The sequence below is a fragment of the Pseudomonas sp. LBUM1644 genome (assembly GCF_059716195.1).
The window spans coordinates 3,215,284-3,241,545 of sequence record NZ_CP166812.1 but is presented as its reverse complement, the minus strand read 5'-3'; the positions used below and the strand labels follow the sequence as shown (position 1 = coordinate 3,241,545).

The following is a 26,262-nucleotide window of genomic DNA, read 5'->3' as shown; positions in this document are numbered from 1 at the left end:
TTTATCAGTGATTACTACACCAATATAGTGAGTCGACTGCCGTGATGTCTGCGTTTCTGAGGCACACCGGATCTCCTCTCTCAGGAAATTCAAAATGAAACTGATCTTTGTCGCCGACCCAATGTGTTCCTGGTGCTACGGCTTCGGTAAAGAGCTATCTGCGCTGACAAAGGCACATGCCGATCTGCCTCTGGAGATTCGCGTTGGAGGAGTTGATGCCGGTGACACTTCGATCATGACTGAAGAAATGAAGCAATTTCGCCTTGGCCAATGGACTCGGGTAGAAGCCGCCAGTGGACTGGATTTCAATCGACAGGCCTTTATGGCTCTGGACAATTTCGTATACGACACCGAGCCGGTATGTCGAGCCATTGTCACCGCACGTGAAATGGCCCCTCGCATTGATTTATTGAGTGTATTCCGTCGCGTTCAAGAAGCTTTCTACGTCCATGGATTGAACACCACCGACGGCGAAGTCCTGGCAAAGGTGACAGCCAAAGCAATGGCCGGAGCCGGAGTGAATATTTCTGCCAACCAATTCCTTGAGCACTGGCACAGCACCAGCGCTAAGCGGCGAACACAAGAGGATTTCCTTGAGGTTCGTAGTTGGGGCGTCAACAAATTTCCAGCGCTAATTCTTGAATACAATGGCCAGCTCTCTAGCGTCTCGCCGAGCTATGCCTCCGCTGTGGAGCTGCAGAAAAACCTTGAAGTTTTACTCCACCGAATTGGCTATAAAACGGCCCTGTCCGCTTGAAACCTATGAAAATCAAACTACGGCAACTTGCTAAGTTTGCCATGTAATTGGACGTTCGCCAGGCCCTTACTGATGGCCTTCTTGTCGTATCAGCAAAGGAGCCATGATGAGCAGTTCAATCCGTGTGGATTTCCGTTGACCCTGAAGTCACCAAGCTGAGACGATGATTTTATTCTTCCCCTCTATGTCTCAGTGAGTCCTATGCGAGCGCCCAACCATCTGAATGGCCTTCGGGCTTTCGAATCTGCAGCTAGGCACATGAGCTATGTACGTGCTGCCGAGGAACTCAACGTCAGTCCCGCAGCGATCGGACAACTTGTACGCGGGCTTGAGGAATCTTATGGAGTGGTGCTGTTCCATCGCTCTCGTGGTGGCCCTGCGCGGTTGGTTTTAACCGATCAGGCGCTTGCGGCATTATCCGATCTTCAAACCGGTTTTGATTACCTGTCAGCAGCTGTTGAGCGTTTGAAATCGGGGGGTGGAGCAACCGTCACAGTGACGGTACCGCCTGCGTTCGCGGACAAATGGCTACTATCGCGCGTTGAAAATTTTCGAGCTCTTCACCCAAGCTTTGAACTGCGCCTCGATACCAACGGCAAGCTCGTAGATTTCAATGCCGAAAGGGTAGATTTGGGGATTCGCTTCGGCACGGGGCATTGGCCAGGACTCACTGCAACCCAAATGATGGACGAGGAGTTTTTCCCTGTATGCAGCCCGACTCTTCCAACCGCTGCCCAGCCTCTTAAAGGGGCTGACGATTTGAAGCACTTCCCCTTGATCCACGATGTGTCGATGAGGTATGCGACCGCATTTCCTACCTGGCGTACCTGGCTGCAGAGGGCGGGGGATGATTTCAGTGATGCTGAGAGTGGGCTTCAGATCAATGACTCTGCTGCCGTGATCCAGGCTGCAATTTCCGGAGCTGGTGTGGCATTGGGCCGAAGCAGTTTGGTCAGTAAAGACCTTGTAGCGGGGCGCCTGATTCGGCCTTTTGGTGAGGCTCAAAGCTGCGACTTTGCCTATTACATCGTGCAGAAAGAAGGGGCAGAGGTTGAGCCAGCAGTCGACGCTTTCAAGCAATGGCTGCTAGACCAAGTACGCCAAGACTAGAATTGCTTAATGCTATCAAGCGCCATTGGAAGCATTCAACGAGCTCAAGCGGAAGAGTATTGGCGCAACAATGCTCAAAGCTTCTTTGTCTTGCCCATTAGCTGCCAGAACCACTCGTCATCCCTTTCAGCTGCAGAATGAGATCTACGACTTCGCGCGGCATTTCTTGAGGTAAGTTATGGCCGGCGCCGTCAATTTTACGGTACAGGTAGCTACCACTAAAATGACTGGTATGTGCGCTGGTACCTGCACGGGTCAACCCGTCATCGCCGCCATCTACTCCAATGGTCGGCACTCCGATCGAGGGAAGCTTGGCTAATGCTAATTCGGTTTGTGAATATGCAGGATCTCCTGCAACGAGACCAAATCGATGACGGTATGAATGGATAACCACATCAACGAAATCAGGACTTTCGAATGATGCCGCACTTTGTTCGAAAGTATCTTCCGAGAACTGCCAACTGGGTGACCATTGCCCCCAAAGCAGGTGACACAACGCCCGTCTATCTTCGATGAGAGCGTTACGCCCTCTTTCGCTGTGAAAGTAGTACTGATACCAGTAAGGGAACTCGTCCTCAGGTTTCGCGGGCTTCATTGCTGACGCTATATCCTGAATTGCGTAAGAGCCTATGCTGACCAGGCCTTGCACACGCCCAGGCCACAAGGCCGCGACGATACAGGCTGCTCGTCCTCCCCAGTCGTAGCCAACCAGATGTGCAGACTCAATGTTGAGGGCGTCCATTAATGCGAGTAGATCGTGCGCAATAGCCGCTTGCTGGCCTGAGCGAGGTGTTAGTTCGTCCAGGAAGCGAGTCGGGGCGAAACCTCTCAAATACGGTGTGATGACTCTCGCGCCCTTGGCGCTGAGCATCGGGATAATTTCTGAATAGGCGTGGATGTCGTATGGAAAACCATGAAGGAGTATGACCGGCCAGCCATCCGTAGGCCCGGCTTCATCAAAGCTTATGTGAAGCACGCCTGCATCGATACTTTTAAGCATTTGCCTATCTCCAAAGCTTCGTATTTTCAGGTGTGATGGGGTGAGCGATCACGATGCAAGATAGTGTATTCCTTGCATCACCACGCACGTTGCCTCCAACCTCGCCTGATCCGCGCTGTTCGCCCCACAACGTCAGTTCCATGATGGCAGCCTCAAGCGCGAGTTGGTTCTGATTGATTTTGAATAGCAGGGATGGGAGCAGGTCTGAATTTGGCATCGTGATTCCTCCGTGGAAGAAGTCAGCGTAGCAGCAGTAGAATTTTCAGGAATGGATGATCTTCAAGCAAGTAGCATTGGAAAAAAGCACTGCGAGTCATCGCGCGGACTCTTCAGCGGAACACCAAAGATTTCGTCCTCGTTGTTTCGCTGAATAGAGTTGCGCATCAGCCGACTTTAACAAGGTAGCCGGCGTCACTTCTTCGATGCTCGGCTGACTTGTAGTAATACCGGCACTGGCCGTGACCTTCCCTAAGGGATGCTCGGAGTGCTCGATGTTCAGTGATCGAATTGCTTCCAAGATATCTTGGGCGACTTGCTTTGCGCCCGCGCTATCGGTGTTAGGAAGTAGGACTGTGAATTCTTCTCCACCGTACCTGACGGCCAGATCCCCAGGTCTTTTAACCGCTTGTTGGATTGCTCCCCCGACTGCGCTCAGGCAGTCATCACCGCCGGTGTGCCCGTACTTGTCGTTGTAGCGCTTGAAGTAATCGACATCAAGCATGATCAATGAGAGCGATGAGCCTCGGCGCTTCGCTAAGCGAATCTCATCTAGTAGCGCACTATCCAAACGTCGACGATTGCCCAGCCCAGTCAGACTGTCAGTCAGCGCCATGCTTCGCATGGCTTGGTGTGCAAGACGTAACTCTCTTTCCATCACCATTCGTTGACGGAGCTGACTCAAAACGATGAGTCCAAAAACCGCGAGCACGGCGATCAAAAAGACCAGCACGAATCCTGTTTTTAATAGATCACGGCGCCAAGGTGCAGTAATGGATTCACGAGAAAGCCCGGCTTCAACGACCAGAGGGTAGGTGGTCAATGCTCTATAACCGTACAGGCGCTCGGTGTCGTCTATGACAGCTTTAACTTCAGCGACGCCTTCGTTAGAGGTCGGCAGGTAGCGCTTAAAAATTTCGCTTTTCGCCAAGCTTTTACCGACGACGGATGCGATGAAGGGACGCCGCACTAGGATTGTTCCGCTGCGCATTGCCAGAACCAAAGCGCCCTTGTCATCGATTTTGAAGTCGCCGTAGTAGCCCACGAAGTAACTAACCTTGATCGTCCCCAGCAGTACGCCCGCGAAGGAGCCATCTGGGTTGTTTATTCGGCGAGAGATGGGAATGATGAGATCGTCGGTGGATCTGCTTCTGATTACTTCGCCGATACGCACGTTTCGATCGTTGTGTGTGCGGTGATACTGGAAATAATCGCGGTCGGCGTTGTTCGCTGGCTCTGGAGTGACTTCCTTGTCCGTCACGATCCACTGCCCGTCAGCGCCGTAAATAAACAGTCCGTGCAGTTGGGGCATTATTTTGGATTGCTGAACCAATAGCTTATGGATGCGAGGGACGTTGATGCGCTGTAAGCCGTCGCCTTCCACCCGTTCACCAAGCGCAGCGGTCAGCACATCTACTTGGCGAATGGCATCTTCCGCATGCTGAGCCGTCGCACGAGCCAGATTCGTCACGGAATCGCGGGCAGATGCAAAAGCAGAACAATAGTCGCGCCACGTCCGCCAGCCCTCAACGGCCACGAATGCGACAATTACCACAAGCATGAAGCTCACTGTGAGTCGGAATGTAGCTCCAGCATGCACAGCTTTCGCAGAAGAAATTTCAACGGAGCTATCTGTCTTGGGCTCTGGCTGTTTGCGTCCGAGCATTTACACTTCCTTTTACGACTGATCTGGGCGCGCCCATATGGATGCATGTGGTTAGTGCCTGATGGAAAGGTACTATTTCGCATAAGTTGTATTGGCGACCTGATACCTATTGACGTCAGGGCTGCCATCGCTCCACCAAACAGGCCCTCGCTCTTCGAGCGCTACCTTGCCCACCTGAACCTTTGCCCTTGCCGCCGACAATTGATCACCAGAGGCTTTCGCTGTCTTTACTTCTCGTCGCGCGGCCATGAGTTCGTCGACAAGACCCTGCCGCACAGCCTCAACCAGCGATGGGTTACTGCAACGCCAGAGCTGCACTTTGACTACAAAGTAGCGACCGTCTGGAGTTGTTGGATTCATCCCAGCAGCTGCACCCAGGCTCGTGATATCTCGCGGCTGTCTCTTGGTGCAGGACTCTCAGGGGGTATCAGTTTGGCGATCGGCTAAGCGCCAATGCTCGAGGCATTGGTCGCATCTGTGTAGTGATAGCGGTGACGGTTCTCTCCTGAGCATATAGTGGCGCCGACGTGCAATTCGCAGCACTCCCCAAAGCATAGAGATGGCTATCGCCATCCAGGCGGCGATCATGCGAAAGATGGTCAATGCAAGGCTCATAAATACCACTTCTGCTTTGGCTCCCCGGCCGTTAATCGGTACAAGACGCCTGTGATTGGGCGTGCTGCTTGTAAGGTCGTCAAACCTCCAAGTGACAGCTTTTGGCCGAGGTTTTCGCCTAGTGAAACGTTTCACCATGCCAAAAATTGCATACGCAAGCGCTTGCGTAAACAAATTTATCTGACTAGAGTCCTTTTCGATCAGTTCGCCCGAGGCTCCATTATCGGCAGTGACCCAGGTAGAAAAATAAAAAAGCTCAGGGATAAAAATGGACATCTTGTCTGGCCAGATAATCCACCTTCTTTTTCGTTTCATCGTTCAAAAAAACACTTCGACAGCTGATGCGAGGGCTCATCCATGAGCCTCGACCCGGCGCCAATTCCTCTTCTGGAAATGCAAGGGATCTCCAAGACCTTCAATGGGCTGCGCGTACTGAAAAGTGTCGGCCTGAAAGTCTATGCGGGTGAAATCCACGCCTTGATGGGTGAGAACGGCGCCGGCAAGTCGACCTTGATGAAGATTCTGTCCGGTGCCTATCAGGCCGATGACGGGGGCGAAATCCGCATCGAGGGACAGCGAGTCGCTACCTACAACCCAGGCACCGCCAAAGCGCATGGCATCGCTGTCATCTATCAAGAATTGAGTCTGTGCCCGAATTTGAGCGTGGCCGAAAACATCTACCTCGGCCGTGAACTGCGGCGTGGCTGGACCATCGACCGCAAGTCGATGGAGGCCGGCTGCCTTGAGGTGTTGACGCGGCTGGGTGCCGAGTTCAAGCCCACCACCCGGGTGAGTACGCTTTCAATCGCCGAGCGCCAGCTGGTGGAAATTGCCCGCGCCTTGCATGCCCACGCGAAAATCCTGGTGATGGACGAGCCTACGACGCCATTGTCATCGCGTGAGACGGATCGCTTATTTGCATTGATCAAACAGTTGCGCGCCCAAGGCTTGGCGATTATCTACATCAGCCATCGAATGGCCGAGATATACGAGCTGTCGGATCGCGTGTCAGTGCTGCGTGATGGCGAGTACGTCGGCATGCTCGAGCGCGAAGCCTTGTCGGCCGAGGTGCTGGTCAAAATGATGGTGGGGCGTGACCTCGGCGGCTTCTACAAAAAAGAACACGCCGCCTACGATCCCGGAGCCGTGGTGATGCGAGTGCGCGACATGGCGGACGGCAAGCGCGTGCGCAACTGCAGTTTCGATCTGCATGCCGGTGAAGTGCTGGGCATCGCCGGATTGGTAGGTGCTGGCCGCACCGAACTGGCACGGCTGATTTTTGCTGCCGACCCGCGCAGCTCCGGCACGCTGGAAGTGGCCGGCAAGGCAGTGACGCCACTGCGCAATCCGACCGATGCGATTCGTGCCGGTGTGGTGTACCTCACCGAAGACCGCAAGGCTCAGGGCCTATTTCTGGACATGAGCGTGAGTGACAACATCAACGTCTGTGCCTGCGTCCCCGATGCCCATGTCGGCGGCGTGCTCGACCGTGATCGTGGCGCGCAACGGGCGGGCGCCGCCATCAAGTCGCTGTCGATCCGGGTCGCCTCGGGCAAGGTCAGTGTCGGGGCCTTGTCCGGTGGTAATCAGCAGAAGGTGCTGCTGGCGCGACTGCTGGAAGTCAAACCCCATGTACTGATCCTCGATGAGCCCACCCGTGGCGTGGACATCGGTTCCAAATCGGAAATCTATCGAATCATCAACGAACTGGCCAAGGCCGGAGTGGGCATCGTGGTGATCTCCAGTGAGTTGCCGGAAATCATCGGCACCTGCGACCGCGTACTGATCATGCGCGCTGGCCAGCTGGTGGCTGAAGTGGGCGGGGCGTCCGGCAACGAAATATCCCAGGAAGCCATTATCGATCTGGCCACCGGTGGTGAGCAGGTGGCTGCACATGGCTGATTCCCGGGGGCACATTCATCAGGCAAAGAAAGTGGAGGCGAACGTTATGGGGCTGACCCTGGACAATCCAGCGACCGCGATGGCGACCGGCAAGCGCGAACGGATACGAGAGCTGATGCGCACGGTGGGCATGTTGCCGGTGTTGGTGCTGTTGCTGGTGGGCTTCGCCTTGATGAGCGAAAACTTCCTGACCCTGCAGAACCTGTCGATCATTACCCAGCAGGCCTCGGTCAATGTGGTGCTGGCCGCGGGCATGACCTTCGTGATCCTGACCGCCGGCATCGACCTTTCCGTGGGGGCGATTCTCGCGGCGTCGGCAGTGGTGGCGCTGCAGGCGTCGATGTCGCCGCAATACGGCATGCTGGGCATCGTTGCCGGTGTCGGCTTCGGCTTGTTGCTGGGTCTGGTCAACGGTGGGCTGATCGCGTTCATGCGCCTGCCGCCGTTTATCGTGACCCTCGGAGCGTTGACCGCCATGCGCGGGTTGGCGCGTCTGCTGGCCGACGACAAAACCGTATTCAATCCCGAACTGCCCTTTGCCTTCATCGGCAACGATTCGATCCTCGGCATCCCGTGGCTGGTGGTGATCGCGGTGTGTGTCATTGGCCTCTCCTGGTTCATCCTGCGGCGAACGGTGATCGGCGTGCAGATCTATTCAGTGGGTGGCAACCCGGAAGCGGCGCGCCTGTCCGGAATCAAGGTGTGGAAGGTCTTGCTGTTCGTCTATGCACTGTCCGGTGCCCTGGCGGGTCTGGGCGCCGTGATGAGCGCTTCGCGACTGTTCGCGGCCAATGGTCTGCAGCTCGGGCAATCCTACGAACTCGATGCCATCGCCGCGGTGATCCTCGGCGGAACCAGCTTTACCGGCGGCGTCGGTACCATCGGCGGAACCCTGATCGGCGCGCTGATCATCGCGGTGTTGACCAATGGCCTGGTGCTGTTGGGGGTGTCCGACATCTGGCAATACATCATCAAGGGCCTCGTCATCATTGGTGCGGTGGCGCTCGATCGTTATCGCCAGTCCGGTGCACGAACCTGATTCACCGCTGTTCTCGAACACTGATTCAAAAAAGAGCCACCCATAATCACAAGAGAGAAATCATGAACTTCAAACGCACGTTTCCCGCTGTCGTCTCCCTGTGCCTGGTCACGCTGTTGTCTCAGGGTGTCGAGGCCCGTGAACTGAAATCGATGGGCATCAGCCTCGGCTCGTTGGGCAATCCGTATTTCGTGACCCTGGCCGACGGTGCCAAGGCCAGGGCGCTTGAGCTGAACCCGAATGCCAAGGTCATGTCGGTGTCGGCCGATTACGACCTGAGCAAGCAATTCACCCAGATCGACAACTTCATTTCCGCTGGCGTCGACCTGATCCTGCTGAACGCAGTCGATCCGGCGGCCATCGAGTCCGCTGTCAAGAAAGCCCGCAAGGCCGGGATCGTGGTAGTGGCCGTGGACGTGAATGCCAAGGGCGTGGACGCTACCGTGCAGACCGACAACGTCGAGGCCGGCAAATTGGCCTGTCAGTTCATCGTCGACAAGCTGTCCGGCAAGGGCAACGTGATCATCCAGAACGGCCCGCAAGTAACTGCGGTAACCGACCGCGTCACGGGCTGTAAAACAGCGTTTGCCGCTGCGCCCGGCATCAAGGTTCTGTCCGATGATCAGGACGCCAAAGGCTCCCGTGAAGGTGGGCTGAACGCAATGCAGGGCTACCTGACGCGCTTCCCGAAAATCGACGGATTGTTCGCCATCAACGACCCGCAGGCCATCGGTAGCGATCTTGCCGCCAGCCAGCTGAAGCGCAGTGGCATTGTCATTACTTCCGTGGATGGCGCGCCGGACATCGAGAACGCACTGAAAACCGAGTCGTCGGTCCAGGCGTCCGCCAGCCAGGACCCATGGGCCATGGCGCAGAGTGCGGTGGTGATCGGCAATGACCTTCTCAACGACAGGAAGCCTGCCGACGTGCTCACCTTGCTGATGCCCAAGCTGATTACCCGCGATAATGTTGGCTCATATAGCGGCTGGTCCAGCAAACATTGAGCCGATGACGGGGTGGAGAGAGTGCTGTGGTAACGATGGATGATGTGGCAAAGATTGCGCAGGTATCGACGTCGACGGTTTCGCACGTTTTGAACGGCACGCGCAAGGTCAGTCCGGCCACGGTGCGTGCGGTTGAAATGGCGGTCCAGGAACTCGGCTACATCCCGAATACGCTGGCACGTTCGTTGGCGCGTTCGACCACCAACACCATTGGCGTGGCGATCTCGGCGCTCTCCAACCAGTATTTCAGCGAGACGGTGCACGCGATTGAAACCGAGTGCGCCAAGCACGGCATCATGATGTTTTTCGTCGATACCCACGACGATCCCGAACAGGAGTTGCGCGTCGTCAAAGCCCTGCACCATCGACGTGTCGACGGCATCTTGCTGGCGCCGTCGATGGGGCAGCAGCCTCTGGCCCTGGACTATCTGCAGGCCAATGATATTCCGACAGTGCTGGTCGACCGCCTCGTCGCCAAAGGCTTTGATCAGGTCGGTGTTGAAAATATAAAGTCGTCGCAGGCCCTGGTGGCGCATCTGATTGGGCATGGGCACCGACGCATTGCGTTGATTGCCGGTCGCCCGGGATTCAGCACCACCGACGAGCGGATCGAAGGTTATCAAGCCGCTTTGATGGCGGCGGGGCTGCCCTTTGATCCGGCGTTGCTGGTCAATGGTGAATCGAACAGTGAACCGGCACGGGTGGCTACTCGGCAGTTGCTGGCACTGCAATCGCCACCGACAGCGATCATGGCGGCCAACAACCTTATGACCCTTGGCGCCATGCATGCCTTGCGCGATGCGAACATCGCGGTGCCTGGGCAAATGGCGCTGGTCGGTTTCGATGATTTTGACTGGGCTGATTTTTTTGTCCCTCGCCTGACCTTGATCGCACAGCCGGTCAAGGCGTTGGGGGCTCGCGCAGTCACCTTGCTGCTTGAACGAATTGAATCCCCTGAGCATAAAAAACAGACCGTGCGCATGGCACCAACGCTGCGGATTCGGAACTCATGTGGCTGTCTCTGACCAGTCCAGTTGATGGAAGTGAATGTTTATGAGCAGTCCCCTCTCACTCGGGATCGATCTCGGCACCTCGGAACTCAAGGCCATATTGCTCGATGAGAGCGGAACAGTGCTGGCCCATGCCGGTGCCCGGTTGACGGTTTCACGGCTGCAAAGCGGTTGGTCCGAACAAGATCCTGAAGACTGGTGGCAGGCCTGCCTGAGTGCGCTGGATCAATTGCGGCTCAGTCAGCCGGACGCTTATGCGCGTATTCGCTGCATCGGGTTGTCGGGGCAGATGCATGGTGCGGTGCTGCTGGGCGATGACGACCGTGTGTTGTACCCGGCGATATTGTGGGATGACTCCCGCGCCATTACCCAGGCCGACGCGCTGGGTTGCCAATACCCCGGTTTTGCCGAGGTGACGGGCAGCTTACCGATGGCGGGACTGACGGCGCCCAAGCTGATGTGGCTGCACCAGCATGAGCCGCAGGTATTCAACGCCATTGCCTGCGTTTTGTCGCCCAAGGACTACCTGCGGCTAAGACTGAGCGGCGAACGCATCAGTGATATGTCGGACGCCGCTGGCACGTTATGGCTGGATGTGGCCAGGCGTGACTGGTTCGAACCCATGGTGCGCGCCACCGGGCTTGAGCCCGGTCAGATGCCCGCGCTGGTCGAGGGGGGCGCCGCCTGTGCAAGCTTGAGTGCCACGGCGACCAGGCGATTGGACTTGCCCGCAGGGTTGGTTATCGCCGGTGGAGGCGGTGACAATCCTGTCTCGGCGGTCGGCATCGGTGCCATCAATGCCGGCGATGCGTTTATTACGTTGGGCACCAGCGCCGCGATGGTCGCGATCACTGATCACCCTGCGGGTAATCCGGCCAGTGCCGTGCACAGTTTTTGCCACGCGCTCCCGCACCGTTGGTACACCATGGGCGCCATGCTGGCGGGCGCCAGTTGCTTGCGTTGGGTGACCCGCCTGTTGGGTTTTGCGGATGAACAAACGCTGCTGCAGCACGTGCAGACGTCGCTACCGATTGATCGATCCGTGGCGCTTTCAAATCCGCTTTTTCTACCCTATCTGGCCGGTGAGCGCACTCCGCACAATGATCCTTTGCTGCGCGGCGGCTTCATGAACCTGGGGCATGACTGCACGCCGGCGATGCTCGGATACGCGGTGATGGAAGGGGTCGGCTTCGGTCTGCTGGACGCAATGAATGCGCTGCAGTCAGCCGGGGCCGCCGTAGAGGATTGTGCACTGGTGGGCGGTGGCGCACGCAGCGATTATTGGGCGCAGTTGCTCGCCAATATTCTGCAGCGGGAAATCTATACCTTGCACGGCAGCGAACTCAGCGCCTGCATCGGTGCCGCCAAGCTGGGTTTCCTGGCCTACGGGCGCGGTTGCGATCTGTTGCAGGCGGGTATGCCGATCAAAACGCGGTACTTTCCTGCGATCGAACAAAAATCCGCGCTACAAGCCCGTTACCAGAAATTCCGTGGTTTGCTGTCAGCAGCGAAAACGCTGCACGGTTGAATTCTGCTAGTCATAACAGTGGATCTCAACAGCGAAGCTTCGCGCCGCACCACGACCAACCCCATGATGACGGCGGCCGCCAGCATTCCAGCGGTCATGAAAATGTAGGCCGCCCCCCTGATTGCCGGTCAGTCCAATCAGGTGACCGACGATCCACGAACCGAGAAACGCCCCCAGCGCGCCTATCAACGGCTGCTGCCGCATCTGGATTCGGCCTTACTGACCCTGGACGATGAGCAGGCACTGTTCGAGGAGACTGACGTCGAGTCGATACTCAATCGCTACCGGCAAATGGGTGTGCATGAGGTGGTGATCAAGCGCGGCGCGCAGAACTGCCTGGTCCAGTACGAAAGTGCATTATATGAAATTCCTGCGACAGCGGCCGCCAAGGTGGTTGATACCACGGCCGCTGGCGATTCGTTCAGCGCAGGGTACCTGCCCACCCGTCTGCATGGAGGCACTCCACAACAAGCAGCTGCCGAAGATCATAGGCCGGCCGGGCGAGTGATTTAGTATCCGGGGGCGTTGATTGCAAGGGAGGTGATGCCGGACTGACAACATGTAGCCGTTTGACTCCGGCGCTGAGGAAAAGAGGCCAAGCCAATCCCTCGAAGTGCGCGCGATACCTTTGTGTCGCGGTGTTAAAGCAGCGGAATGCTGTAGCTGACGAACAGCCGATTCTGATCCTGGTTGCGCGACGCTTCACTGTGGGACTCCCCATTACGCCAGCCGAATCCGACACCCTTGAGTGGCCCGGACTGCAGCACGTAATCCAGGCTGATATCGCGCTCCCATTCCTTCTGGTTGTCGCCAGATGTGGTCTTGATATTGTCCCCGCTAAGGTACATGACCGATGCTTTCAGGCCAGGCACGCCCAGGGCGGCGAAGTCATAGGCATATTGGCCGAAGGATGTACGCTCACCCGCGCGGGTGAAGGTTTGAATCAGGCGATCGGTGTACAGGTAAAGACTGGCGCCGCCGGCACCCTTGTTTGGCAGATTGCCTTGGCTGAGTTGAGTGAAGTTACTGCCGCTCGAAACGCTTTGGTAACCCGCCGTGAGTGCATGGGCGCCCAAGGTGTATACCAGCGCGGCACTCCAGGTCCGGTTGTCGATTTCGCCGTCACCGTTTTTGGTGAAGCCACTGATTCTGTAGCCTGTGGTCCCCGAGCTGTTTTCACCGGACGAGTTTGTGTTGAAGTAGCGCAGGTCGGTTTTCAGGGATTGATTGTCCGAGATTGCCAAAGTGTGGATCAGGCCGAAAAACTGCTGGGTGTAGTAGTTGTCCAGGTTGGCGTAGTAGTACTGGGCGGTCAGGTCTTTGGTGACCTTCCAGTCGCCCCCGGCGAAGTCGAATTCGTTGCTTTCACGAGTGCCGCCCGTAGCGGCCAGTCCGGTCTGATCGCTTGAACCCCGGCCTGTCGCATGTTCGATTCGTCCCCCTGTCAGGGTCAGGTCTTTGAATTCGCCCGAGGTGATTTGCCCGCCCTCGAAAGTCTGTGGCAGCAGGCGCCCGTCGTTGGACACCAGGATCGGCAGCTTCGGCATCAGCGTGCCCAGGCGAAGTTCGGTCGTCGAGACTTTGACCTTGCCGGTCAGCCCCAGCCGGCTCCACTCGTCGACAGCACTGTTATCGCTGTCCGAAGGAATCATGCTGCTACCGACGTGCCGTCCCTTGCCGCTGTCCAGGGTAATCCCCATCAACCCCAGTGCGTCGACGCCAAAACCAACCGTACCGTCGGTGTAACCCGACTTGAAGTCCAGCATGAAACCCTGTGCCCACTCTTCGGTTTTCGAAGGCGTGGCGGTGCCATCGCGGTTGTCATTATTGAAGTAGAAATTCCTCATCCCCAAAGTGGCTTTGCTATCACTCAGGAAGTCCGCCTGTGCCTGTGCCTGGGTGCTGAGTGCAAGGGCACCCAGTGCAAAAGTTACTGCTGTCTTCTTACCGCTCATGTGTATCGCCCCTTTTATTTTTGTAATTCGAAGCTGGGAGCGGACTGGTCCGCGAATGCTCTGTGTGGGTGGCTCCCGCAAGCGCGGGCCTCGGCAAAGTTCGATGCCTGCGGGAGCGATGTTCATGGGTTAGAGGGTCTTGAGTTAAATCCCCAAAACATTGGCGCCGATGCACGGATCAATCCCGCGTTCCAGACGACGCTGATGGACGATCACAGTGATTTCCATCGAACCGGTGGTGACTTCAAAGTCGAGGATGTGGCCGCCGTACGCTTGAAAAGTGGCGTCACCGGCGACACCGTGCATGTGGATCGAAGGCTGGTCGTTCTTCCAGGCCACGGAGCCGGTGATGCTGGCCATCTCGACGCTATTCAAGGTCTTGGCGTCGAAGTCCTTTTTATCCTTGTTCCAGAAACCGAACTTCACATTGCCAAAGCCGATACCGCTGATAGAGGCGCTGGGGATTTTTTCGGCGATGGCCAGTTTGGTCAGCTCTTTAAAGGCGTTGTCGCCCATGCGCAGCACCATGAGGTAACCGGTCGGGGTTTTGGTGTAACGCGGCGTCGCTTCAGTTGCACATTGCATGGGCGCTGCCGTCGCGGTCGGTGCGGTTTCTGCAACCGCCAGTTGGGAAAAAGTTGAATTGATCAGAACGGCAACGGTGACCGCCAACATAATCTTGGATAAACGCAGTGTCGGGTGACGTTGAACTTGCATGAGACTTCCTCTGTTTTTGTTGTTGTGTGGATGCAGCGTTTTTTGAGACGAGAGTGCCCGGCGCCTGTTTTTCAACAGGCGCGGGAGTTGTTGTTAGCCGTGGGCGTTAGTTGCAGCGCAACATTGGTGGATTACAGCGCCTCGCGACCGCTGACACCGTCAACCAATCGGGCAATGCCCAGCGGGTTGGCGTTCTGCAGGGCTTCAGGCAACAAGCTGTCGGGGCAATTCTGGAAGCACACCGGCCGCAGAAAACGATCGATCGCCAACGTCCCGACCGAGGTGCCGCGCGCATCCGACGTCGCCGGATACGGGCCACCGTGAACCATGGCATCGCTGACTTCGACGCCGGTGGGATAGCCGTTGAACAGCACGCGTCCGACTTTCTGTTCCAGCAGCGCCAGAACCTCGTTCAAGGTGTTGAGCTCCGAGTTCTCGACGATCAGCGTCGCCGTTAACTGGCCACGCAAACCGTGCAATGCCTGGAGCAACTCGGCCTGGTCAGCGACTTCCACGACGATGGTGGTAGGGCCGAAGACTTCTTCCTGAAGTAGCTCGTCACCGCTGATCAACAGGCGGACATCGGCCTTGAACAATTGCGGCCGCGCCTGGTTGCCCTGTTGCTCGGCACCGGCCAAATGAGTCATGCCGCTGTGAGCACGAAGGTTTTCCAGGCCATGGCAATAGCTTTTCAGCGCGCCTGCGTTGAGCATCGTTTGCGAAGGTTGCTCGCCCATCAGTGCCGCGAATCGTTCGAGGAAGGCCGTGAACTCTGGCGAGCGAATGCCCAGCACCAGACCGGGATTGGTGCAGAACTGACCGGCGCCGAGCACCACGGATGCAGCCAGCTCGGTGGCGATCTTGTCGCCGCGTGCCTTCAAGGCTTCGGGCATCAACAACACCGGGTTGATGCTGCTCATCTCGGCGAACACCGGGATCGGTTGCGGCCGCGCCGCTGCCATGTCGCATAACGCCCGACCGCCGCGCAACGAGCCGGTAAACCCTACCGCCTGAATGGCGGGGTGCTTAACCAGCGCCTCACCGACGCTGCCGTAGAGCATGCTGAACACGCCGTCAGGCATGTCGGTTTTTTTCGCCGCACGCGTGATCGCATCGGCGACGTAATCGGCGGTTGCCATGTGCCCGCTGTGGGCCTTGAACACCACCGGGCAGCCGGCCGCGAGTGCCGCAGCGGTATCGCCGCCAGCGGTCGAGAAGGCCAGGGGAAAGTTGCTGGCCCCGAACACGGCGACCGGGCCCAGGCCGGTGCGGTACTGGCGCAGGTCGGGGCGGGGCAGCGGTTGGCGATCCGGCAGCGCACGGTCGATACGTGCGCCATAGAAATCGCCGCGTCGTAGCGTCGTGGCAAACAGGCGCATCTGGCCGCTGGTACGCGCCCGTTCACCTTGAATGCGCCCGGCGGGCAGGGCGGTTTCACGGCACACCAGGGCGATGAACGATTCATCCAGCGCATCGAGTTCAGTGGCGATGGCATCGAGAAATTCGGCGCGGCGCGCGGCCGAGAGATTACGGAACGTCGGGAACGCAGTGGCCGCTGCTTCCGCCGCTGCATTCACTTCATCGACGGTGGCCTGATGGAAACGATAGGGCAGAGCTTCGCCGGTGCTGGCGTCGTGGCTTTGCAGGGTGCTCGAACCGTTTGCCGAGCGAGTGCCAGCGATGTAGTTGTGGCCTGAAACTTCAAACATGGGAACTCCTGATGAGCTGTTCAAATGAGGGTCAAGTCAGCCGGTAGATACGCCGGGCGTTGTCATGAAACAGGGCCAGCCGATCGGCGCGGGAGCGGTCTCGGACGATGGTTTTGAAGCCGTCGAGAATTTCGCTCATGCCGTTCACGACGCCATCGACCGGGTAATTGGTGGCAAACGCACAGCGGCTGGCATCGAAAATCGAAATCGCGTCGTTCACCACCACGCGGTTCGATTCGACGGGCCACGCCTCGCCGGGGATGCAAATGCCGGAAATTTTCAAGGCAACATTCGGCTCGCGGGCCAACAGGGCAAGGTTCTCGCGCCATCCGGCCAGGCCCTCGTCGGAACGATCGGACGGCAGCGCGGTGTGATTGACCACGATGGTCACGTCGGGAAAATCCCTGGCCAGTTCGGCGGCCTCCGGCAGATGCCACCACGGCGCCTGCAACTCGAAGTGCAGGCCGTTTTCGGCCAGTTGTGCGTAACCTTCGCGCCAACGGCGATCGCGCATCGAGCCTGGCGCCGCATAATCTTCACGCCACGCCTCGCGGCTGGTCACCGCCGGTTTGTGCCGCACACCGCGAACCAAAGGGTGCTCGCCGTACTGACGCAACAGCGCCGAGGCATCTTCACGATCCAGCCACGCCTGACCGACCATGGCGGCCAGGGTCGGCTCGGTGTTCGCCAGTGACGCTACAAAATTGACCTCGGCGGCCGGCGTCGCAGGGTCCCATTCGCCCTCGATCACCACCGTCTGCACGATGCGATGGCGGCCCGTGAGTTGGCGATAGTCCTCGGGCAGGAAGTTGCGACAGATCGACGAGTAATCGCCATAACGAAACGGCCGCAACGGCCGATCGTTCAGCCATGGGTAGTAATGTGCCTCGATGTCGAAATAGTGTTGATGAGCATCGACGATGGGCAAGTCGGCGTCCTCGCCACTGGCGAGAAAACGCGCGCGCCAGTCGATGGCCGAGTCGTTATCCATGCTGTTCCTCCAGTCGATAAAAGCGTCGGGCATTGCCGGCGAACACCGCTTCCTGCACAGCCCGGCCCATGGGCGCGAGCATCGCGGCCATGCCATCGGCAATCGTGTCGTAGGACGCACGCAATCCGGCAACCGGGAAATTGCTGGCGAACATGCAGCGCTCGGGGCCGAAGATTTCCAGTGCGGTCAGCACCACAACGCGGTTGTCGTCGTATTTCCAGGGCGAATCTTTCAGGCCGAACTCCGAAAGCTTGATATGCACGTTGGGCTGCAAGGCCAGCGCCTCCAGGCCCTTGCGCCAACGAGCCATGCCCTCCGGGCTGCGATCCCAGGCGAAACCGGTGTGGTTCAGGGCGATCCGGATCTGCGGGAACATCGCCGCCACTTCAGCGGCCTCGGCCAGGTGCCACGGTGGTACCCGCAGGTCCCAAGAGAGTCCGTGATGAGCCAGTCGCGAAAACCCTTCCAGCCATGTCGGGTCCTGCATGGTGCCGCTGGCCCCGGCAATGCAGACATCCGGTGACGCCGAAGTCACCGGTTTGGAGCGAATGCCCCGCACCAGTGGCCGGGCAGCCTGGGCCGCGAGAATCTCGGCGCTGTCTTCGCGATCGAACCAGGCGTGGGCGACGATGGCATTCGGGAAGCCGTAGCGTGCATTCACCTGTTCCAGCCAGCGGGTCTCGGCAACCTGCTCATCGCGAGCACGCTCTGCCTCGACGTGCACCGTGCCGACCAACCGTTGCTTTTCGGTCAGGGCGAGGAAGTGTTCCGGCAAGAAATCACGGCACAGGCTGTGGTAGTCACCGAGAAAAAACTCCTCGTGATACTCATCCTGCAGCCAGGGATAGCGCCCGTTGCCGAGGTCCCACAGGTGATGGTGAGCGTCGACAATCGGTAGCGCATCCTCGGCGGCGAGGTTCGGTAAGCCGTTGCGTTCATGGAGGGTGATCATGACGTCGTCCCTTGACTCAGCGCGACGCGAATTGGGAGGGGCTGAGCACGCCGTCTTCGACTTCTCCGGCGGCGACCGCTTCGGCCTTGGCCTGGACGCGACTGCGCAGTTTGGCGACGTTCACCACTACCCGGGTATGCGCCGCCGTGGCGACCAGTTCGACGTCATCGCGCACCTCGACGTTGAACGTGACGCTGCGACCCTCGATGCGGGTGACGGTGGCGACGATGCTCACCGACATGCCCAGCAGCGTGGCGCCGACATGACGGATATCGACCGCCGCGCCGACCGTGTTCTCGCCCTCGCCGAGGAAGCCGAGCAGGTAGTCGAGACAGGTTTGTTCGATATCGTCCACCAGCCGGGGCGTGGCGTAGATGCGCAGGTCCTCGCCGAGAAACGAGATGGTGCGTTCGCTGTCGACGATCAGTCGGCGCTCGGTGGCAGTACCTGCTTGAAGCGTGGAGAAATTCATCAGCAAAACCTCGAGTTTGAGTGCCGGCAGTCGGGGCTGCGACCATCGGCGGGATGTCAAAGGGTGATCATTTGGTCGGCAGGAAACCGATAGAAATCCAAGGCACGGCGATCAACACGCCCAGAGCCACCACGAGCGCTCCGAGGTACGGCCAGACCCGGCGCATGGCGCCACTCGGATCGACCTTGGCGATGGCGCAAGCGGCATAGAAGCCCACGCCAAAAGGAGGGGCGAACAAGCCCAGGCCCATGGCGAAGATCGCGACCATCGCGTAATGCACGTCGTTGATGCCCATCGCTTTGGCAATCGGAAACAGCAGCGGCCCGAACAGCACGATGGCCGGGATGCCTTCGAGAAAACTGCCCAGAAGGATGAACGCCACGGCGGAGATGATCAGGAAGCCCATCGCACCACCCGGCACCGTCGACATCACCTGTGCCAACTGGTGCGAGAAGCCCGACTGGGTCAACGCCCAGGCCATGGCGGTCGCGCTGCCAATGATGATCAGAATCGCGCCGGACAACGAAGCGGTGCTGACCAGGATCGGGTACAGGCGGCGCCAATCGAAACAGCGGTAGCACAGCAGACCGACGATGAAGGTGTAGGCCACGCCGATGGCCGCGACTTCCGTGGCCGTGGCAACGCCTTCGACCACCGCGGTGCGGATCACGAAGGGCAGGGCCAGCGCCGGTAACGCGACTAGCAGCGAGTGGCCGATTTCCTTGCCCGAGGCACGTTTGCCGGTGGAGGCCTCGCCTTTGCGGTTCTTCCACCAGATCACCGCCGCCATGGCAATCGCACCGACCACGGCCGGCATGAAGCCGCCGGTGAACAGCGCGGAAATCGATACCCCAGTCACCGAGCCGATGGTGATCAGCACCAGGCTTGGCGGAATGGTTTCCGACATCGCCCCGGAGGCATTGAGCATCGCCACCAGTTCGTTTTCATCCTCACCGCGTTTCTTCATTTCCGGAAACAGCGCCGGCGCGATGGCGGCCATGTCGGCAGCTTTCGAGCCGGAGATGCCGGAGATCAGGTAAATGGCGCCGATCAGCACATAAGACAGGCCGCCACGTACATGGCCAATCAACGAGCAGAGAAAGCGGATCATCGCCCGCGCCATGCCCATGGCTTCGATCAGTGCACCCAAAAACACAAACAACGGGATGGCCAGCAGAATCAGGCTCGCCATGCCTTCATCCATGCGACCGACCACCAGGGTCAGCGGCGTGCTGGTCATGGTCGACAGGTACGCCACCGTTGCCAGACCGAACGCGACCATGATCGGCACGCCGATGACGATCATCGCCATCACGCCGATCATGAAGAAAATCACCAGATTCCAGTTGCCCATCAGCAGCAGGGTGCCTTCAGCCGCCCACAGCAACCCGGCCAGGGAGGCCAGCATCGCCACGGACACGGAGAAGTCGATCAGCCGCGCACTGGTCAGCAGCCGCGCGACACAGGTCATCAGCATCAAGCTCAGGCCGACCGCGATGGCAGACACGCGAAAGGCGTTGGGGATTTCCAGGGCGGCGGTGGTGATGATCCACTCGTCGCTGACGTACTCCCAGGCCGGTGTGAACAGCAGCCCAATGAAGGTGATGACGATCACCGCGCCCAAGGTGTCGACAAAGGCGCGTTTTTCCACGGGCAAGCGGCCGATGAACGAGGTGAGGCGCATGTGTTCGCCCCGACGCATCGCTACCACCGAGCCGAGCATCGCCAGCCACAGAAACAGCAGCGAGGCCAGTTCGTCGCCCCAGACGATGGGCTGGTTGAGCACGTAGCGGGAGAACACATTGCAGAACAGCAGTGTGACTTCGATCACCACCAGCAACGCCGCGCTACCCTCGGTCAGCCAGCGTAGCCCGGTGTCCAGTGCGCGACCGAGACGAAACGTGGTGGCGCGTGGGCTGAGTCCTTCAGCGGGAGAAACATCCGTCATTGGCAGTTCGTTTTTCATGACTTTGTCTCCGGCTTAGGACAGTTGACCCGCGTACTGCTCGAGCAAGCTCCAGGCCTCAGGGCCGTACTTGTCTTTCCACTGGGTGTAGAAGCCTTTCGACTGCAGATCGGTCCTGAACAGGGCACGGTCGACTTTATTGAACGTGATGCCGTGGGCGGTCAGGGACGGCTCCAGGCTGGCGTTGAGGTCGATCACCTGCTGACGCTGGACCAGCGCGGCGGCGTTGATCTGCCGGGAGACGATTTCCTGCACATCGGCGGGCAGTTTTGGGAAGGTCTTGCCCGAGGCAACGATCCAGAACCCGCCCCAGATGTGGTCGGTCATCGAGCAGTATTTCTGCACTTCGTAGAAGCGCGCGGATTCGACCACCACCAGCGGGTTTTCCTGGCCGTCGACGACTTTGGTCTGCAGTGCCGAGTAGGTTTCGTTGATGCTGATGCCGGTCGGGGAGGCGCCCAGAGCGCTGAACATCGACGTCCACAGCGGGCTGACCAGCACGCGCAGTTTGAAACCGGCGAGGTCTTGCGGCGTGTAGATCGGCCGCGTCGAGCTGGTGATCTGGCGGAAGCCGTTGTTCCAGACTTTTTCCATCGGGATCAGGCCAACCTTCTCGGTCTTGGCGCGCACGTGCTCGCCCAGCTTGCCGTCCAACGCGGCCCAGACACTGTCGTAGTCTTTGAAGGCGAACGGCATGCTTTCGATCGACATGGCCGGCACCAGCGTGGAGAGAATCGCGCCTGGTAATGGAATGAAATCGATGGCCCCGGCGCGCACCTGGGACAGCATGTCGGTGTCGCCGCCCATGGCGCCGTTGGCGTACACCTGCAGGTCCACGGCACCGTTGGTTTCGGCCTTGATGGCCTCGGAAGCCGCCTTCATCTGTTTGTTCAACGGATGGGTGTCGGGCAGGCTGCTGGTGTAGCGCAACACAATCGGTTTAGTGGCGGCGAAGACACTGGAAGGCAGCAGGTTGGCGGCAAATGCACCGCCGACGGTGATGCCGGCAGATACGAGAAATGATCGGCGGCTGACGGCCTCGGTCAAGATACGGCTCATGATGTTCACCTTATTGTTTTTGTTGTTGTTCAAAAAAACAGCGGATCGATTAAGCGACACTGCCCCTTGTGGGAGCGAGCTTGCTCGCGATGGCGGCGTATCAGTCACTATTTATGTCGCCTGACACGGCCACATCGCGAGCAAGCTCGCTCCGACAAGGGTTTTTGCGTTACGCCAGTGCCACCACTGCCTGGCTTCGAATCAGTTCATCGATTTCATTTTCCGAGTAACCGCTTTCTTTCAGCACTTCGCGGGTGTGCTCGCCGAGCAGCGGGGCATGTCGACTGGTCGGCGGTGCCGCGTTGTCCATGTCGGAAAAGTGAATCGGCAGGCCCATGCCGCGCACCCGGCCTTCGGTCGGGTGTTCGGTTTCGACGACCATGCCGCGCGCCTTGGTTTGCGGGTGGGCCAGCGCGGCGGCGATGTCGAGGACCGGACCGGCAGGCAGGCCGAGACCGTCGAACAACACCATCCACTCATCGGTGGTGCGCGCGACCAGGACTTCGTTAAGGATGTCCACCAGGGCCAGGCGGTGCTCCATGCGCAACGCATTGCTGGCGAAGCGTGGATCGGCTTTCAGTTGCGGCAGTGCCAGGGCCTCGACCAGTCGCTCGTAGTTGGCCTGGTTGGCGGCGCCGATGTTGATCCAGCCGTCGGCGGTGCGGAACACCTGATACGGCGCGCTGGTGGAGTTGGCCGAACCCATTTTTGGCAGGATGGTGCCATCGGCGAAGTACGCCGCCGCTGGCCAGTACATCTGTTGCAGGCCGGCCTCGAACAACGAGGTGTCGACCATCTGCCCGAGGCCGGTTTTCTGTTTGGCGGCATAGGCGGCGCAGATACCGAGGGCGGCAAGAATGCCGGAGTTGATGTCGGCCACCGGCGAACCGGCCTTGACCGGCTCGCGTCCGGCCTCACCAGTCATGCTCATCATGCCGCTCATGCCCTGGGCGATCAGGTCGAAGCCACCTTTTTCGCCGAACGGCCCGCTGCGCCCGTAACCGGAGATCGCGCAGTAAATCAGCCCTGGGTTAATGACTTTCAGTGCTTCATAACCCAGGCCGAATTTTTCCATGGTGCCGGCACGGTAGTTTTCCGTGACCACATCGGCGTCCATCAACAGGCGGCGCAACACGTCGCGCCCGCCCTCGGTTTTCAGGTTCAGGCCAATGCCGCGCTTGTTGCGGTTGACCACCATGAACGAGGCGGATTCGCCGCTGGCCATGATCGGCGAGAAGCGGCGGGAGTCATCACCGTCCGGGACTTTCTCGACCTTCACCACGTCGGCACCCATGTCGGCCAACATCATTCCGCACACCGGGCCGGACATGATGTGAGCCAGTTCTACCACGCGCATTCCTGTCAGCGGTCCCATGTTATTTCCCCTTGAATTGTGGTTTGGCTTTCGCGATGAAAGCGTTCAGACCGATCTGAAAATCTTCGGTGTCGTAGCAGGAATAACTCGCGTCGATCTGCTCGACAGTGGGTGCAACGCCGGCTTCCAGTTGAAGGGCGGCCTGGCGATGCCAGCGGGCGACGAGGGGCGCGCCGTTGACGATGCGTTTGGCGGTGGCGAGGGTTTCCGACTCGACCTCGGCATCAGCTACGACGCGGGTCACGAGGTTTTTCACGTAGGCGTCTTGGGCGTCGAGGATGCGACCTTCGAGAAGAATCTCCAGGGTCGTCGAGCGTCCGGCCAGCGCCACCAGACCGGCCATTTCGTCATAGGACATGACCAGGCCGAGTTTGCCGACCGGGGCGCCGAAGCGGCTGGAAGTGCCGCAGATGCGCAGGTCGCAGAGCGCGGCGATTTCCAGGCCACCGCCGACGCACACGCCGTGGATCATGGCGATGACCGGGTGCGGGCATTCCACCACCGCACGCATGGCAGCCGAAGTGACTTCGGCATACACCCGGGCCTGAGCCTGGTTGGCGCGTACGGTGGGGAATTCGCCGACATCGGCGCCGGCGGCAAAGGCTTGCTCGCCCGCACCGCGCAACACCACGCAGCGCACGCTGGCGTCGGCGGACAGTTCAGTCATGACATCCCCCAGGTCCTGCCACATGGACAGGGTCAGGGCGTTCATTTTGCCTGGGTGACTGAGGGTGACGATGGCAATGGATTCTTGCCGTTCGATAAGGACGGTGGGCTTCATGATTGTTCCGCTGGCATCGAATCACGTTCGACACTGCGGCTGCCTCCTGATTTATTGTTGTTGGATAGCGGCTGTTTACAAAGACTGTTCGAGCATCGACAGATAGTCCGCGGACGATGCTTCACGGGGGTTGGTCTTGTGGCTGTGATCGTGCAATGCGCCTTCGACGATGCCGGCAAACAGACTCTCGTCGACACCGATCTCGCTCAGGCGAGTCGGCAGGCCCAGGCGGCGGGTCATGTCCTCGATGGCGGTGCCGATGTTCGCCCCAGCCTCAAGGCCCATGGCGTGGCGCAGGCGCTCAAGCTTGCGTTCGTCTCGGACGGTGGGGGCGTTAGCGTTGAAGTCGACGACCGCCGGCAGGAAGATGGCGTTCAAAGTGCCGTGGTGCAGTTTCGGATTGATGCCGCCCAGGGCGTGGGACAAGCTGTGCACGCAGCCCAGTCCTTTCTGGAAGGCCAGCGCGCCCTGCATCGACGCGCTCATCATGTTCATCCGCGCTTCGCGATCACCGGGTTCGGCGGTGGCACGCTCGATGTGTTCCCAGGCGCGCCACAGGCCGTCGAGGGCGATGCCATCGGCCGCAGGGTTGAAGGCCGGGGCCATGAACGTTTCGATGCAGTGAGCGATCGCGTCCATGCCGGTGGCAGCGGTGAGCATCGGTGGCAGACCCAGGGTCAATTCCGGATCGCAGATAGCCACGCGAGGCACCACATAAGGTGAGATGACGCCCACCTTGCGACCATCGTCGAGAATCAGGATCGCGCCGCGGCCGACTTCGCTGCCGGTGCCTGCGGTGGTCGGAATTGCTATCAACGGTGCCGTAGCAGAGGTGATGCGATCCAGTCCGCCTTCGATCACCGCAAAGCTTTGCAGCGGGCCGTTATGGGTCGCGCAGACCGCGACGCCCTTGGCCAGATCGATTGAAGAACCACCCCCGACGGCGATGATGCCGTCGCACTCGCCGCTGCGGTATTGCGCGACGGCTTCACGGACCGCGTGTTCGTTGGGATTGGACGGGGTGGCGTCGAAAATCACCGGTGGGCGGCTACCACCGAGGGCGGCGATGACTTTGTCGACGATGCCGGCATTGCGCACGCCGATGTCGGTGACGATCAGCGGACGAGTAATGCCCGCGCGCTCGGCCTCGGCGGCCAGATGCTCAAGGCTGTCGTAGCCGAACTGGATCTTGGTGACGTAATTGATGATGGACATGATTCACCACAAGTTATACAGGATTGTTATTGTTGCAATCGGTCTGCGGCAGGAGGGCATTCGCTCTCTGGTCAAACCCGTTGCATTGCCTGGTTGTGGGGTGGACTATAGGGCCGTCGTGGCGAGCCTCGATACTGACAACTTTCGATACCTCTATAACTTTTAGTTAACCCTGATGACGCCCTCACTCAATTCGATCATGTCCCGCCTGCACATCAAGCAACTGCGATTGTTGATAGCCCTTGATGAGCACGGCTCCTTGCTGGGCGCGGCCAAACAGGTCGCGCTGACACAGCCGGGCGCCAGTAAAGCCCTGCAAGAAATTGAAACCACCTTCGGCACCTCGCTGTTCACCCGCACTAACCGCGGGCTTGAGCCAAACGATGCCGGACGCTCGGCCATCCGCTATGCCAGGCTGATCCAGACCGACCTTGCGCACCTGCGCGAAGAGATCATCGGCATCATGAGCGGAGAGGGTGGGCGCGTGTCCGTCGGCACGATCATGGGTGCGGTTCCGCTACTGACCACCGCGATCAGCCGGGTGATTGCCGACCACCCGAAGTTGTCCATCGAGATCGTCGAAGACACCAGCGCCGCGCTGCTCAGCCAGCTTGACGCCGGGCGCCTGGACCTTGCGATCTGCCGAACGACCATCAGCACCACGCCCTACTTGTATGAGAGCTCGACCTTCGTCGAAGAAACCCTGGCGGTGATCGCCAGCACTCAGCATCCGTTCGCCTATGCCCGACAGCTGTCGTTGAAGGACCTCGTGGATTACCGCTGGGTGGTCTATCGCGCCAACATGCCGATGCGTTTGCTGCTGGAGCGCGAGTTTCACGAGGCCGACCTGCGTTTCCCGGTACACCTGCTGGAAACCACGTCGGCGTTTGCCACCTTGTCGTTGCTTCAGGAAAACCCGACCCTCGTCGCGCTGGTGTCGACCGATGTGGCGAAGTTCTGCTCCGGCTACGGTTTCACCACCACGCTGCCGCTGCCCATCACCTCGCGCAGCGAACCGTATGAGCTGGTTTCGCGCAAAGGCGTGCCGGATTCGCCGGCAGCCAGGCTGTTACGGGAGGCGTTGTTGAACCCCGTTTGAGCTCGGGACCGGTTGAAACAGGCGCTTGCAGTTCTCAGAACTAAACAATTGAATTTATCTAAATAAAAATCACTAAAATTCAATGGTATTTCTTCACATTCTTGCATTTTTTCAATTTATTTGT

The 26,262-nt window shown here is 59.1% G+C and carries 24 protein-coding genes and 1 pseudogene; 9 read left to right on the top strand and 16 right to left on the bottom strand.

Translation table 11 applies throughout. From position 1 onward, the window contains the following. The first annotated feature begins 94 nt into the window (after window positions 1-94). Complete coding sequence (locus ACA052_RS14625) at window positions 95-757, top strand: DsbA family protein (protein WP_497645514.1); 663 nt, start codon at window positions 95-97, stop codon at window positions 755-757. Between the two features lie 201 nt (window positions 758-958). Then, the gene (locus tag ACA052_RS14620; protein WP_497645513.1) at window positions 959-1,867 is read left to right on the top strand and encodes a LysR substrate-binding domain-containing protein; all 909 of its coding nucleotides are present in this window, start codon (window positions 959-961) and stop codon (window positions 1,865-1,867) included. A gap of 97 nt (window positions 1,868-1,964) precedes the next feature. Here ACA052_RS14620 and ACA052_RS14615 read toward each other — a convergent pair whose 3' ends face one another. From ACA052_RS14615 to ACA052_RS14600, 4 genes are all read right to left on the bottom strand, one after another. Next, the gene (locus ACA052_RS14615) at window positions 1,965-2,867 is read right to left on the bottom strand and encodes an alpha/beta fold hydrolase (RefSeq protein ID WP_497645512.1); all 903 of its coding nucleotides are present in this window, start codon (window positions 2,865-2,867) and stop codon (window positions 1,965-1,967) included. Between the two features lie 313 nt (window positions 2,868-3,180). Then, window positions 3,181-4,749, bottom strand: a complete 1,569-nt coding sequence (locus ACA052_RS14610) for a sensor domain-containing diguanylate cyclase (protein WP_201181111.1) — start codon at window positions 4,747-4,749, stop codon at window positions 3,181-3,183. Between the two features lie 72 nt (window positions 4,750-4,821). Next, entirely contained in the window at window positions 4,822-5,109 is a 288-nt protein-coding gene (locus tag ACA052_RS14605) for a hypothetical protein (protein ID WP_242485049.1), read from the bottom strand. Between the two features lie 57 nt (window positions 5,110-5,166). Beyond that, window positions 5,167-5,640 carry a hypothetical protein gene (locus ACA052_RS14600; protein WP_497645511.1) on the bottom strand — a complete coding sequence of 158 codons (474 nt, stop codon included), beginning with the start codon at window positions 5,638-5,640 and terminating at the stop codon, window positions 5,167-5,169. 81 nt (window positions 5,641-5,721) lie between these two features. On the opposite strand from ACA052_RS14600, the gene ACA052_RS14595 reads away from it, so the two are divergent. The 5 genes from ACA052_RS14595 (at window position 5,722) to xylB (ending at window position 11,847) form a co-directional block, all read left to right on the top strand. After that, window positions 5,722-7,266 carry a sugar ABC transporter ATP-binding protein gene (locus ACA052_RS14595; protein WP_497645510.1) on the top strand — a complete coding sequence of 515 codons (1,545 nt, stop codon included), beginning with the start codon at window positions 5,722-5,724 and terminating at the stop codon, window positions 7,264-7,266. Between the two features lie 46 nt (window positions 7,267-7,312). Continuing rightward, window positions 7,313-8,305, top strand: a complete 993-nt coding sequence (locus ACA052_RS14590) for an ABC transporter permease subunit (RefSeq protein WP_497650327.1) — start codon at window positions 7,313-7,315, stop codon at window positions 8,303-8,305. Window positions 8,306-8,367: 62 nt separating this feature from the next. Further along, a complete protein-coding gene (locus ACA052_RS14585; RefSeq protein WP_497645509.1) occupies window positions 8,368-9,309 on the top strand; it encodes an ABC transporter substrate-binding protein in 942 nt (313 codons plus the stop codon). A 26-nt stretch (window positions 9,310-9,335) separates the two neighbouring features. Then, the gene (locus ACA052_RS14580; RefSeq protein ID WP_497645508.1) at window positions 9,336-10,334 is read left to right on the top strand and encodes a LacI family DNA-binding transcriptional regulator; all 999 of its coding nucleotides are present in this window, start codon (window positions 9,336-9,338) and stop codon (window positions 10,332-10,334) included. Between the two features lie 28 nt (window positions 10,335-10,362). After that, entirely contained in the window at window positions 10,363-11,847 is a 1,485-nt protein-coding gene (xylB, locus tag ACA052_RS14575; protein ID WP_497645507.1) for a xylulokinase, read from the top strand. Window positions 11,848-11,888: 41 nt separating this feature from the next. On the opposite strand, the pseudogene ACA052_RS14570 reads toward xylB, so the two are convergent. Further along, window positions 11,889-12,030 (bottom strand): annotated as a pseudogene (locus ACA052_RS14570) (MFS transporter); the annotation flags it as partial. Here ACA052_RS14570 and ACA052_RS14565 point away from each other — a divergent pair. Beyond that, complete coding sequence (locus ACA052_RS14565) at window positions 11,989-12,360, top strand: PfkB family carbohydrate kinase (protein ID WP_497645506.1); 372 nt, start codon at window positions 11,989-11,991, stop codon at window positions 12,358-12,360. The pseudogene ACA052_RS14570 and the gene ACA052_RS14565 sit on opposite strands and share 42 nt — an antisense overlap. 128 nt (window positions 12,361-12,488) lie before the next feature. On the opposite strand, the gene ACA052_RS14560 is transcribed toward ACA052_RS14565, so the two are convergent. The 11 genes from ACA052_RS14560 to gbd form a co-directional block, all read right to left on the bottom strand. After that, entirely contained in the window at window positions 12,489-13,802 is a 1,314-nt protein-coding gene (locus ACA052_RS14560) for an OprD family porin (RefSeq protein WP_497645505.1), read from the bottom strand. A gap of 144 nt (window positions 13,803-13,946) precedes the next feature. Next, complete coding sequence (locus ACA052_RS14555; RefSeq protein WP_497645504.1) at window positions 13,947-14,519, bottom strand: PPC domain-containing DNA-binding protein; 573 nt, start codon at window positions 14,517-14,519, stop codon at window positions 13,947-13,949. 131 nt (window positions 14,520-14,650) lie between these two features. Next, window positions 14,651-16,228 (bottom strand): aldehyde dehydrogenase (NADP(+)), encoded by a 1,578-nt coding sequence (locus tag ACA052_RS14550; RefSeq protein ID WP_497645503.1) that lies wholly within the window; start codon window positions 16,226-16,228, stop codon window positions 14,651-14,653. 31 nt (window positions 16,229-16,259) lie between these two features. After that, entirely contained in the window at window positions 16,260-17,219 is a 960-nt protein-coding gene (locus ACA052_RS14545) for an amidohydrolase family protein (RefSeq protein ID WP_497645502.1), read from the bottom strand. Continuing rightward, the gene (locus ACA052_RS14540; RefSeq protein ID WP_497645501.1) at window positions 17,212-18,171 is read right to left on the bottom strand and encodes an amidohydrolase family protein; all 960 of its coding nucleotides are present in this window, start codon (window positions 18,169-18,171) and stop codon (window positions 17,212-17,214) included. Before ACA052_RS14540 ends, ACA052_RS14545 begins: the two co-directional genes overlap by 8 nt. A gap of 16 nt (window positions 18,172-18,187) precedes the next feature. Further along, window positions 18,188-18,703 (bottom strand): thioesterase family protein, encoded by a 516-nt coding sequence (locus ACA052_RS14535; RefSeq protein ID WP_497645500.1) that lies wholly within the window; start codon window positions 18,701-18,703, stop codon window positions 18,188-18,190. Between the two features lie 7 nt (window positions 18,704-18,710). After that, a complete protein-coding gene (locus ACA052_RS14530) occupies window positions 18,711-20,609 on the bottom strand; it encodes a TRAP transporter large permease (protein ID WP_497645499.1) in 1,899 nt (632 codons plus the stop codon). A 15-nt stretch (window positions 20,610-20,624) separates the two neighbouring features. Then, a complete protein-coding gene (locus ACA052_RS14525; RefSeq protein WP_497645498.1) occupies window positions 20,625-21,668 on the bottom strand; it encodes a TRAP transporter substrate-binding protein in 1,044 nt (347 codons plus the stop codon). Between the two features lie 169 nt (window positions 21,669-21,837). After that, the gene (locus tag ACA052_RS14520; RefSeq protein WP_497645497.1) at window positions 21,838-23,043 is read right to left on the bottom strand and encodes a CaiB/BaiF CoA transferase family protein; all 1,206 of its coding nucleotides are present in this window, start codon (window positions 23,041-23,043) and stop codon (window positions 21,838-21,840) included. Window position 23,044: 1 nt separating this feature from the next. After that, window positions 23,045-23,824, bottom strand: coding sequence for an enoyl-CoA hydratase-related protein (locus tag ACA052_RS14515; protein ID WP_497645496.1), 780 nt, complete (start codon window positions 23,822-23,824; stop codon window positions 23,045-23,047). Between the two features lie 75 nt (window positions 23,825-23,899). Next, window positions 23,900-25,039, bottom strand: coding sequence for a 4-hydroxybutyrate dehydrogenase (gbd, locus tag ACA052_RS14510; RefSeq protein WP_497645495.1), 1,140 nt, complete (start codon window positions 25,037-25,039; stop codon window positions 23,900-23,902). A 175-nt stretch (window positions 25,040-25,214) separates the two neighbouring features. On the opposite strand from gbd, the gene ACA052_RS14505 reads away from it, so the two are divergent. Next, entirely contained in the window at window positions 25,215-26,138 is a 924-nt protein-coding gene (locus tag ACA052_RS14505) for a LysR family transcriptional regulator (RefSeq protein ID WP_497645494.1), read from the top strand. Window positions 26,139-26,262: the final 124 nt, after the last annotated feature.

What these genes read in the sequence shown, in the direction of transcription:
- ACA052_RS14520 (WP_497645497.1), bottom strand. Translation starts at nt 23,043, where the DNA reads ATGGGACCGCTGACAGGAATGCGCGTGGTAGAACTGGCTCACATCATG.
- ACA052_RS14530 (WP_497645499.1), bottom strand. Translation starts at nt 20,609, where the DNA reads ATGAAAAACGAACTGCCAATGACGGATGTTTCTCCCGCTGAAGGACTC.
- ACA052_RS14525 (WP_497645498.1), bottom strand. Translation starts at nt 21,668, where the DNA reads ATGAGCCGTATCTTGACCGAGGCCGTCAGCCGCCGATCATTTCTCGTA.
- ACA052_RS14555 (WP_497645504.1), bottom strand. Translation starts at nt 14,519, where the DNA reads ATGCAAGTTCAACGTCACCCGACACTGCGTTTATCCAAGATTATGTTG.
- ACA052_RS14540 (WP_497645501.1), bottom strand. Translation starts at nt 18,171, where the DNA reads ATGATCACCCTCCATGAACGCAACGGCTTACCGAACCTCGCCGCCGAG.
- ACA052_RS14545 (WP_497645502.1), bottom strand. Translation starts at nt 17,219, where the DNA reads ATGGATAACGACTCGGCCATCGACTGGCGCGCGCGTTTTCTCGCCAGT.
- gbd (WP_497645495.1), bottom strand. Translation starts at nt 25,039, where the DNA reads ATGTCCATCATCAATTACGTCACCAAGATCCAGTTCGGCTACGACAGC.
- ACA052_RS14600 (WP_497645511.1), bottom strand. Translation starts at nt 5,640, where the DNA reads ATGTCCATTTTTATCCCTGAGCTTTTTTATTTTTCTACCTGGGTCACT.
- ACA052_RS14590 (WP_497650327.1), top strand. Translation starts at nt 7,313, where the DNA reads ATGGGGCTGACCCTGGACAATCCAGCGACCGCGATGGCGACCGGCAAG.
- ACA052_RS14595 (WP_497645510.1), top strand. Translation starts at nt 5,722, where the DNA reads ATGAGCCTCGACCCGGCGCCAATTCCTCTTCTGGAAATGCAAGGGATC.
- ACA052_RS14505 (WP_497645494.1), top strand. Translation starts at nt 25,215, where the DNA reads ATGACGCCCTCACTCAATTCGATCATGTCCCGCCTGCACATCAAGCAA.
- ACA052_RS14550 (WP_497645503.1), bottom strand. Translation starts at nt 16,228, where the DNA reads ATGTTTGAAGTTTCAGGCCACAACTACATCGCTGGCACTCGCTCGGCA.
- ACA052_RS14620 (WP_497645513.1), top strand. Translation starts at nt 959, where the DNA reads ATGCGAGCGCCCAACCATCTGAATGGCCTTCGGGCTTTCGAATCTGCA.
- ACA052_RS14515 (WP_497645496.1), bottom strand. Translation starts at nt 23,824, where the DNA reads ATGAAGCCCACCGTCCTTATCGAACGGCAAGAATCCATTGCCATCGTC.
- ACA052_RS14625 (WP_497645514.1), top strand. Translation starts at nt 95, where the DNA reads ATGAAACTGATCTTTGTCGCCGACCCAATGTGTTCCTGGTGCTACGGC.
- ACA052_RS14615 (WP_497645512.1), bottom strand. Translation starts at nt 2,867, where the DNA reads ATGCTTAAAAGTATCGATGCAGGCGTGCTTCACATAAGCTTTGATGAA.
- xylB (WP_497645507.1), top strand. Translation starts at nt 10,363, where the DNA reads ATGAGCAGTCCCCTCTCACTCGGGATCGATCTCGGCACCTCGGAACTC.
- ACA052_RS14610 (WP_201181111.1), bottom strand. Translation starts at nt 4,749, where the DNA reads ATGCTCGGACGCAAACAGCCAGAGCCCAAGACAGATAGCTCCGTTGAA.
- ACA052_RS14605 (WP_242485049.1), bottom strand. Translation starts at nt 5,109, where the DNA reads ATGAATCCAACAACTCCAGACGGTCGCTACTTTGTAGTCAAAGTGCAG.
- ACA052_RS14560 (WP_497645505.1), bottom strand. Translation starts at nt 13,802, where the DNA reads ATGAGCGGTAAGAAGACAGCAGTAACTTTTGCACTGGGTGCCCTTGCA.
- ACA052_RS14585 (WP_497645509.1), top strand. Translation starts at nt 8,368, where the DNA reads ATGAACTTCAAACGCACGTTTCCCGCTGTCGTCTCCCTGTGCCTGGTC.